The organism is Candidatus Symbiopectobacterium sp. 'North America', assembly GCF_015762685.1.
In the GTDB taxonomy this organism is placed as follows: Bacteria; Pseudomonadota; Gammaproteobacteria; order Enterobacterales; family Enterobacteriaceae; genus Symbiopectobacterium.
This window is the reverse complement of record NZ_PEHF01000095.1, coordinates 129,532-142,519: the sequence shown is the minus strand read 5'-3', so window position 1 is coordinate 142,519 and position 12,988 is coordinate 129,532. Positions and strand designations below refer to the sequence as shown.

The following is a 12,988-nucleotide window of genomic DNA, read 5'->3' as shown; positions in this document are numbered from 1 at the left end:
ATAAGTTACTCGTAACTTCTCATAATGCGTTATGGCGGTGAAAAATCAACCTATTGTAATCATTACACCGTGCTGCAATGCAAACAGGCTACGTCACCGCTGCCGAAAGCGCAGGCCATGTCTTCAGGGTAAAAAGCCAGTGTGAAATCGCGAATGACGGATGCGCGTTGCTGACGGCACACTTTACACGATGTGTTGAGGAGAGAGTTTGACGTTGATGGGGTTATACAGGGACGCCGTAGGCAAAGGGGCAATATACGCGTTTTACCTGAACGCACAGTATGAGAAGCCGTCGCGCCAGAAGCGCGGGACGGTCCAGGCAATTATTTACCGGCTGACTCCATACCCACCAAGCCGACCTTCAGATAGCCCGCCTTGCGCAAGGTATCCATAACACGCATCATGGTTTCGTAATCGACGGTTTTATCTGCCTGGAAGAAAATGGTGGTCTCTTTGTTGGCACCCGTTTGCTCATCCAACAGGTTGGTGAGTCCTGTCTCACTCACGGCAATATCACCCACATACAGCTGTTTGTCCGCCTTCACCGTCAAATACACCGGCTTTTCCGGACGAGGTTGCGGCACCGCCGTGGATGCCGGCAAGTCGACACGAATATCGACAGTCGCCAGCGGCGCTGCCACCATAAAGATGATCAGCAACACCAGCATCACGTCAATGAACGGCGTGACGTTGATGTCATGCATCTCGCTGTCACCGCTCGTATCATCGTGCAAAAGTATCGCCATAACTTAACCCACCGGCAGTTTTTGATTAGCCGCAGTCAAACGGTTACCGTTACTCACGGCCACATCCAAATCGCGGCTCACCAGCAAAATAACCTGTGCCGCTACATCACCCATTAGCGCTTTATAGCTGCCAATTCCGCGAGCAAACACGTTGTAAATCACCACTGCCGGGATGGCGGCGACCAGACCAATCGCGGTAGCTAACAACGCCTCGGCGATCCCTGGTGCGACGACGGCCAGGTTGGTGGTTTGTGTTTGTGCAATGCCGATAAAGCTGTTCATGATGCCCCAGACCGTACCGAACAGCCCGACGAAGGGGGCTACCGCACCGACCGTTGCCAGATAGCCGTTACCACGCCCCATTTGGCGACCCACTGCCGCCACGCGACGCTCCAGACGGAAAGCAGTACGCTCTTTGATGCGATTATTGTCATCAGAACGGGCAGAAAGGGTTAACTCATTTTGCGCATCGGCCAGCAATACCGCCGCGGTGCTATCGGCTTTAAAGGCCTCAACGATATCTGCCGCGTCATCCAAAGTGCGCGCCTGCTCCAACGCCGCATATTCACGACGTAGGCGACGTTTGGCACCCACCAGTTCGACGCTTTTACCAAAAAAGATCGCCCAGGTAATCACGGAGGCCAGCAGCAAACCGATCATGACGGATTTCACCACCAGATCCGCATGCTGATACATGCCCCAAACGGAAAGATCGGTTTTCATAATGTTGCCTGCACTGCCTTGCGGCAGAGCCAACGGCGATGCAGGCACCGCAGCAGCAGCTTCTGGTGCAGGTGCACTGGCGGCAGCGGTGTTGGCAACAGGTGTAGAAGCAGGTGCTGCGAACGCATTTCCACTTAGTCCTGCTGACGTGACTAGCCCCGCCGTTAAAAACAGAGCCGTCAACATGCTACGGGAAAATGCGCTGAACGCGCCGCGTTGTGTAAGCCAGGCGGGCAATGCCTGGGAAGAAATATGACCGACAGCCGTTTTCACGCTGTGCCTCCACCTATACCAATGAATAGTACAACACCAATGAGTAGTGCATCGAATCGACGGGAAATGATATCAAACCGAGCAAGAATTGATAGTAGTTCTCATTACTATTTATGCGTTTTGAGCACAAAAAACTACAATATCTATAAGGCAAAACACGGGTTTGTCATGCCATCTTTGATGGGTCTGCCAATTTGCCAGTCCTGAGACAACAAAAGTCGCGTTCTGTGATCGACTTTGAGTTATTACACCATTGTTGAGTAAAGCACAGTAAGTTGTCTTACAAGAAAAACCTTATCAGTAATAATTAATAGCAATAAAAACAATACTATAGACAGTTAAAGGACATCTTATAAATCAATTACCATCAATTGTTTCATTCAGTTACCTGCATTGCGCTTTTGTGATACGAGTCATTCCGCAAAGTGGTATAATAGATTAGTTTACCCCTGAATATGAGGGGAAATTATTTTGACTTAATTTTTTAATTCCCTTCATTACGCACCGGGTTTTATTTATAGAACAATAATAGTCGCACCACGAATATATCCTCGAGACTTCTGGAGACCCGAATGAAGCTATCCAAAACACTGATAGGCATCTGCCTAAGCTCCGCCACGCTGTTTATGAGTTATTCAGCCAGTGCATTGCAAATCAAAGCATCCGATGTTCACCCCGAAGGCTACCCCAATGTGGTAGCCGTACAAAAAATGGGAGAGAAATTAAAAGCCGCCACGGATGGAAAACCGGAAATAAAGATCTTTCCAGGCGGGGTATTAGGCGATGAGAAGCAAATGATTGAGCAGGCGCAATTGGGTGCCATCGATATTATTCGTGTATCCATGACCCCTGTTGCTGCCATTTTGCCAGAAATCGAAGTGTTTACCCTGCCCTATATTTTCCGTGATGAAGATCATATGCACAAAGTGCTGGACGGAAAAATTGGTCAGGAAATTGGTGACAAGATTACCAATAATAGCAAATCCAAGCTGGTGTTCCTTGGTTGGATGGATGCCGGTACACGTAACCTGATCACCAAAGCCCCGGTCGCCAAACCAGAAGACCTCAAAGGCATGAAGATTCGTGTCCAGAGCAGCCCGGTAGCACTGGCCACGCTGAAAGCCATGGGTGCCAACTCTATCGCCATGGGAACCAGTGAAGTATTCAGTGGCATGCAAACCGGCGTTATCGATGGTACGGAAAACAATCCGCCCACATTCGTCGCGCATAACTACATGCCGGTCGCCAAAAACTTTACCTGGAGCCGCCATTTTATTATTCCGGAACTGTTCCTCTATTCAAAAACCAAATGGGATAAACTCACCAAAGATCAGCAGGAATTGATTCTTAAATTAGCCAAAGAAGCGCAAATGGAACAGCGTGAATTGTGGAATGTCTATAACCAGCAGTCGTTGGATAAAATGAAGGCTGGCGGCGTGAATTTCTACGACATTGATACCGATTACTATTACAAAGCGACACAGCCGGTACGCGATCAGTTTGGTGCAAAATACCAGGATCTGATCAAGGCCGTGGAAGCGGTGAAATAGTCTATTGTTAATAATGCGGGCCAGTGTCAGGCTGGCTCGCCCATTATCCCTAATAGCATAATTAACCCCGGCAGACATTATTACGTTGTACAGTCTGAGTTTTGTCATGGGCTAAAGGCACGGACGATATCCCAATAATGGCACAAGATAATGTGCGCAGGATCGTACAGGTGGAAGCAATGGGCCGTATTTATATTTCTGCAATGGATATTCTCTATCTTATTGCCATGTGGATTTCCGGGCTAACGTTATTGGTCATGACGCTGATCATTCCCGTTGGCATTTTCGCACGCTATGCCTTGAACTCCTCCCTTTCCTGGCCGGAGCCGGTCGCCATTATTTGTATGGTGACCTTTACCTTTGTCGGTGCCGCCGTCAGTTACCGCGCCTGTTCGCATATTGCGGTAAGTATGGTGACCGATCGCCTGCCCGAGGGCGACAAGCGCGTGTGCAGTTTTCTCACCAACATGCTGATGTTACTGATCAGCCTGTTTATTCTCTATTACAGCACGCAACTTTGCATCGAACTGTGGGAACAGCCCGTGGCTGAATTTTCGTTACTGACAGCTGGCGAGACCTATCTGCCGCTGCCGATCGGCTCTCTGATCACACTGCTGTTTATTGTCGAAAGAATATGCTTTGGTCCGCAGGATAAACGTCCTGTCGTGATACTGGGCAGCGCTTAATTCGGAGGCATTACCATGGATGCTTTTATTTTAGTTGCCACGTTGGCGTACCCGTCGCCTATGCTGTGGGGCTCAGAGCCATTGTCGGCGCATTCTGGATTGATCTGCCGCTTGAAGCGGTGATGATCCAGATAACCAATGGAGTAAACAAATTCTCCCTGTTAGCCATTCCGTTCTTTATTCTGGCCGAGGCCATTATGGAGGAAGGCGGTATTGCCCGACGGTTGGTGAACTTCGCCTATATTTTTGTTGGATTTATTCGTGGCGGCCTGTCGCTGGTGAACATTGTGGCTTCCACCTTCTTTGGCGCCATCTCCGGTTCCTCGGTTGCCGACACGGCCTCCATCGGCTCAGTGATGATTCCCGAAATGGAGAAAAAATGGTATCCGCGGGATTTTGCCGCCGCCGTGACCGCCAGCGGTTCGGTGCAGGCGATCCTCACACCGCCTAGCCATAACTCGGTCATTTACTCGCTGGCCACTGGCGGCACGGTGTCCATCGCGTCGCTGTTCATCGCGGGTATCATGCCCGGGCTGCTGCTGAGCTTTACCATTATGGTGATGTGCGTGGGCTTTGCCCATAAACGCGGATATCCCAAAGGTGAGCGGGTACCTTTCAAGCAGGCGCTGAAAATCTTTTTAGATACCCTGTGGGGCTTGATGACCGTGGTCATCATCATGGGAGGGATCCTCTCAGGGATCTTCACCGCCACCGAATCTGCGGCGATTGCCTGCGTATGGTCGTTCTTTGTCACCATGTTTATCTACAAAGATTATACTTGGGCAGAACTGCCGAAGCTGATGTACCGCACGGTGAAAACCGTCACCATCGTGATGATCCTGATCGGTTTTGCTGCGGCTTTCGGTGCCATCATGACCTACATGCAGTTACCGAGCCGTATCACCGATTTCTTTACCTCTATCTCGGATAACAAGTACGTCATCCTCATGTACATCAATATCATGTTGCTGTTGCTCGGCACGTTGATGGACATGGCTCCGCTGATCCTGACGCCCGTATTGCTCCCTGTCGCCATTTCACTGGGTATCGATCCGGTGCATTTCGGGATGATCATGCTGGTTAACCTGGGGATTGGTTTGATCACACCGCCAGTGGGTTCCGTGCTGTTTGTTGCCAGCGCCGTGAGTAAACAGAAGATAGAACAGGTGGTAAAAGCCATGTTGCCGTTTTACTGCGGCCTCTTCTTCGTCTTGATGTTGGTCACTTACATTCCCGCCATTTCCCTGTGGCTGCCCAAGTTTTTCGGTGTTCATACTGGGTAACTCGGCTTCAATGCCGCCAGCCCTTCTGGCAAGAGGGGCTGGCACTTTCCTGATTTCTTCAGCATGACATCATTTCTACCTCTTCAAAAACAGTGACTCTGACCGTTTTTCTTTTAGATGAAAAAACATCATCCCTCTCTTCTTTACACCATGCTAACGTAGCCGTTTCCATTCTCTTTGGTGAAACAGACATGAGCAGCAAGAAAACAGCAACGGCGCTGGTCTCAGCAGGACGCAGCAAAAGATACACACAGGGATCGGTCAACAGCGTTATCCAACGCGCTTCATCGCTGATTTTTGAGACGGTTGCCGACAAGAAACAGGCCACCCTCAACCGAGCCAAAGGCGGTCTGTTTTACGGACGTCGCGGCACCCTGACACACTTCTCATTGCAGGAAGCAATGACGGAGCTGGAAGGCGGTGCGGGCTGTGCGCTCTATCCATGCGGCGCAGCGGCGATCTCCAATGCGATCCTCTCCTTTGTTTCAGGCGGTGATCATGTGCTGGTGACCGGTTCCGTCTACGAACCGACTCAGGCGTTCTGCGATAATGTGCTGAGTAAATTCAATGTTGCCACCAGCTACTTTGATCCACTGATCGGTGCCGGTATTGCTGACCTGATTCAGGAAAACACCAAAGTGGTGCTCCTCGAATCTCCCGGTTCAATCACCATGGAAGTGTACGATGTGCCAGCCATCGTCAGCGCAGTGCGTCGCGTTCGTTAACCCCGACATCGTGATCATTATGGATAACACCTGGGCGGCGGGCATTCTGTTTAAAGCACTTGAGTTTGGGATTGATATCTCCGTGCAGTCCGGCACCAAATATATCGTTGGCCACTCAGATGCCATGCTGGGTACCGCTGTTGCCAACGCACTCTGCTGGGATCAGTTGCGTGAGCACTCCTATCTGATGGGGCAAATGGTCGATGCCGATACCGCTTACGTCGCCAGTCGCGGCCTACGCACCCTCGGGGTTCGCCTCAAACAGCATCAGGAGAGCAGCCTGCGCATCGCCCACTGACTCGCTGAACGGCCAGAAGTGGCGGTCGTCAACCATCCGGCACTGCCGAGCTGTAAAGGGCATGAGTTTTATGCCCGTGATTTCACCGGATGTAACGGATTGTTCTCCTTTGTGCTAAAGCAAAAACTGAGCAAGGAGCAGCTGTCCGACTATCTGGATAATTTTGTGCATTTCAGCATGGCCTATTCCTGGGGTGGTTTCGAATCCCTGATCCTGGCTAATCAGCCGGAGGATCTGGCTTCGATTCGTCCCGCGGGTGGCGTCGACTTCACCGGCACACTTATTCGGTTACATATCGGGCTTGAAGACTGTGATGATCTGATCGATGATTTGACAGCCGGATTCAACAGAATTCACAAAGTGTGACGGCGATATCCCTTGATATGGCTGCGGAGGTGTGTGTAAAGCGTGTATGATGAACGGAATAAGCAAGACAAAAAAACCGCTTTACACGAATAACAGAGCTTATGTCTGTCGCCGAAAGGCGTTCGTATTGGCGACACTAAGATCTTGGCCCTACGATATTGCTTAGCGACACAGATTGATCCGTTCGACATTTGTGCGAGCAGTGTTGTACTTTGGGCCCCTACACCTGGCAGGAAGTAATATGAGTGTGGTTCACGACATCATTCAGGCGCTGTGGCAGCAAGATTTCAGTGCGTTGGCCGACCCCAATGTTATCTGGGTTATCTACGGCATTCTTTTCACAACATTATTTCTGGAAAATGGCTTGCTGCCGGCTTCGTTTCTGCCGGGAGACAGCCTGTTGCTGCTGACCGGGGCCATGATCGCCAAAGGCGTGATGAGCTTCGTGCCCACTATGTTCCTGCTTACCATAGCGGCCAGTCTCGGCTGCTGGCTCAGCTACCTGCAAGGTCGCTGGTTGGGAGATACGCGCATCGTGAAAGGGTGGCTGCTGCAACTGCCCGCACACTATCACCAACGAGCCTATCATATGTTCCATCGTCACGGTTTGGTGGCGTTGCTGATTGGCCGTTTTCTGGCTTTTATCCGCACCCTGCTGCCGACCATGGCGGGCATTTCTGGCCTCAACAGCCTGCGTTTTCAGTTGTTTAACTGGCTCAGCGGTTTTCTGTGGGTGTTTGGTATCGTCACACTGGGTTATGCCATTAGCCATGTGCCACTGGTCAAACGCTATGAAGACCAGGTGATGACCGCGCTGATCATTCTCCCCATTGTTTTACTGATCAGTGGATTGGTTGGCATGCTGGTAATGTTGTGGCACAGAAGGCGCTCCGCCGCCTAACGCAGGACCTCTCCAGGCTCTTCTTCAACGGTACCCGCTACCCTCTAATTTTCTTGATGTTACGCGCAAGAAAAGCAGGTACCGTTATATCTCCTCGCCGCTTTGCTGCTATTTTCGGCTAGACTTAACCGACATTTCCTGTCCATTACGAACAGGGTTGAAGGGATGCCATTCATCACCGTATCCGGTGGCTGAAATCCAACCGAGCCCTTGCCGACCTCGGCAGGGAGGATTCTCGAATAAAGGAGAATGACATGACAACGCAACCCATGATCAAACTGGCCGACGGCAACATTATGCCGCAGCTCAGCCTGGGCGTGTGGCAGGCGACACACGACCAAACGGTGGCCGCAGTGAGCGATGCGCTACACATCGGCTACCGAGCCATTGATACCGCCGCGATTTACAAAAACGAAGCTGGCGTCGGAGAGGCACTACAGGCCAGCACGCTACCCCGCGATCAGCTGTTTATCACCACCAAACTGTGGAATACCGATCAATCCGATCCGCAAAAAGCGCTGGAAGAGAGCCTGCAAAAGCTGCGGCTGGATTTTGTCGATCTCTATCTGATCCACTGGCCAGTGCCGGATCAGGATACCTATGTTGATGCCTGGCGCGGCCTGCTGCGTTTGCAGGAGCAGGGACTGGTGAAAAGCATTGGCGTGAGCAATTTTCATCCACACCATTTACAACGCCTGAAAGCAGAAACCGGCGTATTCCCGGTCATCAATCAGGTTGAGCTACACCCTTTGTTCCAACAGCGCCAATTACAAGCCTGGAATGCCACGCACCAGATTCAAACCGAGTCCTGGAGTCCGCTGGCATAAGGAGGAGAAGGGGTATTCGAACAGCCGCTGATACGTCAGCTCGCGCTGAAATACGGCAAAACGCCTGCGCAGATCGTGATCCGCTGGCATTTAGATTCGGGTCTGGTGGTGATCCCCAAATCCGTTACCCCCACGCGCATCCAAGAAAATTTCGATGTGTTCGATTTCCGCCTCGACAAAGACGAGCTGGGCGAAATCGCCAAGCTGGATGCAGGCAAACGGCTGGGACCAGACCCGGATGTCCCACGCACCACGTTTCCGACCAAAGACTAACGTGGTTTCCGCCACTGCGGGTGGCGGAAATCCCTTTTTTCGCTGCACTCGCCTACCCTCTCAAGATCGCTATCAAATAACAATCAGAATCCCCTCCAACATTAACAGACACCAAACGAGCTCCCCCGCATCCGTTGATCAGGTAAAGACCCTGCTTCATGGCGCAGTTCAGGCGTTCGAGTAATACCCAAACCCTATGAATGATGGAGATGTTACCGATGAAAAATGCAATCAAATATCTGCTCCTAGCGAGTATATTGAGCCTTACCGCGGGCGTTAACTCGCACATAGGCTACGATCGAATGTATTTCGACGACCCGGCAACAGGTCCGGATGTGGGCACACCCGAGTGGGTTCACTGCCAGGCCCGAGGCGGTTGTCAATAATCTGACGAGACAGCCAGCCTCAACGACAATGAGGCTGGCTGAGACACGGATTCAGCCCGATATCTGTATTTCGTAGATATCACTGCGACAGTAAATTTCACAATATTCGAGCAAGCCATTTTGCGCGTTGTAGGTATGCTGGCGATAAAACAGCAGCGGCATGCCTGGCTGAATGCTTAACAAACGCGCTGTTTCAGCCTGACATGCAATCGCCTTGATGCGCACCTTCTTTTTCGCCGGGAGAATTCCACGCTCCGCCCAGTATTGATAGAGCGAGTGCTCCAGAATCTCCGGCCCAGGCAATAACGCCAACGGGATCCATGTGGTTTCCAGCGACACGGGTTCACCGTTGATCAATCGTACACGCCGCAGTTTGGTCACGCGCTCACCTTTCAAAGCAGGAACGCTGCTGGCGACGTCATCCGGTAACAGCGTGGTGGTGCGCTCCAGCCAGCGATTACCGGCAATACCTCCGGCTTGCAACACCAGCTTAGTGAATCCGGCTTCTTCATCATCCAGTGAATAGTCAAGATCCTGGCTGATGCGCGTCCCGACGCCCTGCTGGCGCACAATCAATCCTTTTTCTTCCAACAGCGACAATGCGCGAGAGACCGTAACGCGAGAAATGTCCAACTGCTGCGCGATCGCACGTTCAGCAGGAAAAAACTGCCCCGCCAGCTCTTTATTCTGGTTAACACCCTGCTCCAAAACCATCGCCAATTGCATATAGCGCGGCGCTGTAGAGGGTTTCTCAAGTGTTTGCCTGACCCAACGAAATAGCTCCTGCATAGTACGGCCTTATAGTGTTTTTTTGCGCCACGGGTAGCATCCCCCCGACAGGTGTCAGCATGGCAAGAGCACATTACCACGAAACAAGACTCAGGACTCGTATTGGTATCTCAATGGCATTTTATTGGACTTGCTTTTGCATTGTGAATTGTATACATTAAATATAGACGTGCCAACACCAGGGGGTCATTTAGTTGACCACAAAACAGCATCTCACGACACAGATCACAATAATGTCCTTGTTATTTAAGTAGATCGTGCGATGAGAACAGCGCTCAGAGCAGAAAATGTGAACTGAGCAGGTATGCCAGCGGTTGTCTCAATGAGATACGAAAGGACTCTTAGCAACACCCGGAAAAATACGTAGCGAAAATGTCGTGCAGTAGCGAAGAATACAACCAGAAAGACAGTCCATTAACATGAAATGGCATAAAGACAACATACAGCAATAAGCAGTACTTGGTGCCAGACCCTTAGGCACATAACAACACCTTTAACAGTCGTTTTATTTTGTCACTCGGTATCACACGTTTCACCCACGCATGAGCTGAGAAAAGGGGCAGTCATTCTATTTTGGCTGCTCCTTTATTTTTCCACTCTGCCATCCAGGGCTCACCAGCGCCACGCGCACTCCTCACACCGCAATTCAACAAACGCATTAAATTACTGTCTGTCCTGCCGTTCCGCTGCTATGTTTTAGCATCGGACTCTCTCTTCGGCATGGCTGCCGTTATCAATAGTCACTGCATGCCTGCCCTTTCCGCCACCCGCTTCATTAAGGCCAACAAGGAGCCGCCGTCATGGGTGAAACACAGCAGAATAAGACTTGGCAAGTTGAAAATACGGGAATTGATATTGTTCCTGCTGCGGAACGCACAGGAAAACCATTAGAACTGTTCTGGATTTGGTGTGCTGCGAATATTGGTATTCTTGGCATCGTTTATGGTGCCATCATCGTCTCATTCGGATTATCGTTTATTCAGTCGCTGCTCGCTGTCATTGCAGGCGTTGCCAGCTTTGCATTAGTGGGATATACCTCGTTTGCCGGGCAGACGGGCCGCACGGCTACGTTGACCCTGTCGCGTGCGGTGTTTGGCCTGAAAGGCAATATCGCCCCTACCGCTTTTGGCTGGTTTACCCTGATGGGTTGGGAAGCCGTTAACCTCACCACCGGCACACTGACGCTAGTGGCGCTGTTTGAAGCCATTGGTTTTACCAGCAGCACTACGCTAACTGCCATCTGCCTTATTCTGTTTGGCGGTCTGACCATTGTGGTGAGTATTCTTGGGCAAAACACCCTGATCCTGATGCAAAGCTGGATCACCAAAATCTTCGGCACCATGACGCTGATCGTCGTGACTTATATCTTGTTCAGCACCCCGTGGGATGTGGTACTGGCACTGCCGTCTGGCAACTGGCTGACTGGTTTTCTCCCGGCCGTATCCGTGATTGCGGCGGGCACCGGGGTCGGCTGGGCCATCGCTGGAGCGGACTACAGCCGCTATCAAAGCCCTACCACCACGCGCGGCAGTGTCTTTTTTGCCGTGGTCGGCGGCTCGGCGTTACCGCTCGTCCTGCTGATGCTGGCAGGCATTTTACTTTCAGCCCAGTTACCGGAGTTAACCAGTTCGGCTAACCCCATCGCCCTGATCGGAACCGTATTGCCAACATGGATGTCAGTGCCCTATCTGCTGACGGCCACCGCGGGTATCGTCACTATCGCAGTGCTCAGCCTCTATTCTGCCAGCCTCAACCTGCTGGCTATCGGCGTAAAACTGCGCCAGTCGGTGTCGGTTTCTCTGGATGCCGTGCTGGTGGTGGGCGTTGCAGTCTACGTTCTGTTTGTATCGCAAGATTTCCTTTCGCCGTTTATCGCCTTTCTGATCTTCTGCGGCCTGTTTCTCAGTCCGTGGTCTGCGGTGTTTATTCTGGACTACATCTGTCTGCGCCAACGCAGTGGCTACGATAATGACGCGCTGTTTGCCGTCAACGGCAAGAATAACGGCGTGCGCTGGGTGCCATTACTGAGCTGGCTGTTGGGTGCCTTTGCCGGGCTGATGGTGACCAAAACCGGCTTTATCGATGGCCCGTGGGCAACCGGTATCTTCGAAAACTCTAGCCTTGGGCTGTTCGTCTCCTTCGGTGTCAGCGGTGTAACCTATGGCCTCTATGTCATGCTACAGCCTAAGGAGAATCACTAATGCATGAAGGAAAAACGCTTCGACACGTGCTGGTGATCGGCGGTGCTTGTGGCGATATGCTGCTGGGCGTTCCACGTATGCCGCTCAGCGGCGAAGACGTGGAAGCCAAAGACAACGGGCTGCAAATCGGCGGCTGTGCCTTTAACGTCGCGCGTGCGCTCACCCGTCTTGGAGCTCCAGTGCTCAACGGTATGCCGGTGGGCAACGGTACCTGGGGCAACGCGGTGGAAAGCGCCATGAAAGCGCTGCATCTGCCTGTGCTGATGCGCCACCCCGATATGGACAACGGCTGGTGTCTGGCGCTGGCGGAGCCGGGGGGCGAGCGCACGTTTATCAGTATCACTGGCTGTGAGGCCCATATCACTGCAGCAATGTTGCAACGTCTGCAACCCGCCGCTGATACGCTGATTTATGTGAATAGCTACGAGTTGTTTGGTACTGGCGGTGCCGCACTGCGCGCCTGGGTACTGGCGCAGCCCCAGCAAAAATTGATCGATTTCGGCCCTCGTCTACCGGGCATTCCACCCGGCTTTATCACTGCGCTGTTTGGCAGCCGCACGCTATTGACGCTAAACCGAGACGAGGCGCGTCACCTGCTGGGCGAAGGCGATATTATCGCGCTGGCACAGCAGTACGCCGCGCGCAGTGGGCTTACGCTGATTTGTCGACTGGATAAGGACGGGGCATGGATTTGTCCGCCGGACGCCACACCGCAAGCAGTGGCACCGTATCCAGTCACGGTAGTAGACAGCATAGGCGCAGGTGATGCGCACTGTAGCGGGTTGCTGGCTGGCCTTGCTGCGGGCTGGCCACTGACGCAGGCGGTCGATTTGGCTAATCGCGTTGCCGCTTGTATGGTTGCCGTTCAAGGCTCGTCACGGCCTCCCGACTGGAAAACGCTAGACGAGTATTTCCCCGACGCCGCCCCGCTGCCCATCTTCCCCACGCGTTAAGCCACAGG

The 12,988-nt window shown here is 52.1% G+C and carries 9 protein-coding genes and 2 pseudogenes; 8 read left to right on the top strand and 3 right to left on the bottom strand.

Translation table 11 applies throughout. The annotated features are described in order from the left end of the window. Window positions 1-323: 323 nt before the first annotated feature. A complete protein-coding gene (exbD, locus tag CS369_RS20565; RefSeq protein ID WP_196908500.1) occupies window positions 324-746 on the bottom strand; it encodes a TonB system transport protein ExbD in 423 nt (140 codons plus the stop codon). A 3-nt stretch (window positions 747-749) separates the two neighbouring features. Next, window positions 750-1,742 (bottom strand): tol-pal system-associated acyl-CoA thioesterase, encoded by a 993-nt coding sequence (exbB, locus tag CS369_RS20560; protein ID WP_244665141.1) that lies wholly within the window; start codon window positions 1,740-1,742, stop codon window positions 750-752. A 572-nt stretch (window positions 1,743-2,314) separates the two neighbouring features. Between exbB and CS369_RS20555 the strand changes: the two genes are divergently transcribed. The 6 genes and pseudogenes from CS369_RS20555 to dkgA all read left to right on the top strand — a co-directional run bounded on the left by CS369_RS20555 (window position 2,315) and on the right by dkgA (window position 8,651). Beyond that, window positions 2,315-3,292: a TRAP transporter substrate-binding protein gene (locus CS369_RS20555; RefSeq protein ID WP_196908499.1), complete on the top strand. Its 978-nt coding sequence runs from the start codon at window positions 2,315-2,317 to the stop codon at window positions 3,290-3,292. Window positions 3,293-3,471: 179 nt separating this feature from the next. Further along, a complete protein-coding gene (locus CS369_RS20550) occupies window positions 3,472-3,978 on the top strand; it encodes a TRAP transporter small permease (protein ID WP_196908549.1) in 507 nt (168 codons plus the stop codon). Continuing rightward, the gene (locus CS369_RS20545) at window positions 3,978-5,261 is read left to right on the top strand and encodes a TRAP transporter large permease (RefSeq protein WP_374191096.1); all 1,284 of its coding nucleotides are present in this window, start codon (window positions 3,978-3,980) and stop codon (window positions 5,259-5,261) included. The genes CS369_RS20550 and CS369_RS20545 overlap by 1 nt, the downstream gene beginning before the upstream one ends. A gap of 191 nt (window positions 5,262-5,452) precedes the next feature. Further along, window positions 5,453-6,650, top strand: a pseudogene (gene metC / locus CS369_RS20540) (cystathionine beta-lyase). A gap of 241 nt (window positions 6,651-6,891) precedes the next feature. Next, window positions 6,892-7,551 (top strand): DedA family protein, encoded by a 660-nt coding sequence (locus CS369_RS20535; protein WP_196908498.1) that lies wholly within the window; start codon window positions 6,892-6,894, stop codon window positions 7,549-7,551. Between the two features lie 254 nt (window positions 7,552-7,805). Continuing rightward, window positions 7,806-8,651, top strand: a pseudogene (gene dkgA / locus CS369_RS20530) (2,5-didehydrogluconate reductase DkgA). A 437-nt stretch (window positions 8,652-9,088) separates the two neighbouring features. Here dkgA and CS369_RS20525 read toward each other — a convergent pair. Next, window positions 9,089-9,826: a GntR family transcriptional regulator gene (locus CS369_RS20525; RefSeq protein WP_196908497.1), complete on the bottom strand. Its 738-nt coding sequence runs from the start codon at window positions 9,824-9,826 to the stop codon at window positions 9,089-9,091. Window positions 9,827-10,626: 800 nt separating this feature from the next. Between CS369_RS20525 and CS369_RS20520 the strand changes: the two genes are divergently transcribed. After that, entirely contained in the window at window positions 10,627-12,027 is a 1,401-nt protein-coding gene (locus tag CS369_RS20520; RefSeq protein WP_196908496.1) for a cytosine permease, read from the top strand. Then, window positions 12,027-12,980, top strand: coding sequence for a PfkB family carbohydrate kinase (locus CS369_RS20515; RefSeq protein WP_196908495.1), 954 nt, complete (start codon window positions 12,027-12,029; stop codon window positions 12,978-12,980). Before CS369_RS20520 ends, CS369_RS20515 begins: the two co-directional genes overlap by 1 nt. Window positions 12,981-12,988: the final 8 nt, after the last annotated feature.

What these genes read in the sequence shown, in the direction of transcription:
- CS369_RS20515 (WP_196908495.1), top strand. Translation starts at nt 12,027, where the DNA reads ATGCATGAAGGAAAAACGCTTCGACACGTGCTGGTGATCGGCGGTGCT.
- exbD (WP_196908500.1), bottom strand. Translation starts at nt 746, where the DNA reads ATGGCGATACTTTTGCACGATGATACGAGCGGTGACAGCGAGATGCAT.
- CS369_RS20535 (WP_196908498.1), top strand. Translation starts at nt 6,892, where the DNA reads ATGAGTGTGGTTCACGACATCATTCAGGCGCTGTGGCAGCAAGATTTC.
- CS369_RS20555 (WP_196908499.1), top strand. Translation starts at nt 2,315, where the DNA reads ATGAAGCTATCCAAAACACTGATAGGCATCTGCCTAAGCTCCGCCACG.
- CS369_RS20525 (WP_196908497.1), bottom strand. Translation starts at nt 9,826, where the DNA reads ATGCAGGAGCTATTTCGTTGGGTCAGGCAAACACTTGAGAAACCCTCT.
- CS369_RS20520 (WP_196908496.1), top strand. Translation starts at nt 10,627, where the DNA reads ATGGGTGAAACACAGCAGAATAAGACTTGGCAAGTTGAAAATACGGGA.
- CS369_RS20550 (WP_196908549.1), top strand. Translation starts at nt 3,472, where the DNA reads ATGGGCCGTATTTATATTTCTGCAATGGATATTCTCTATCTTATTGCC.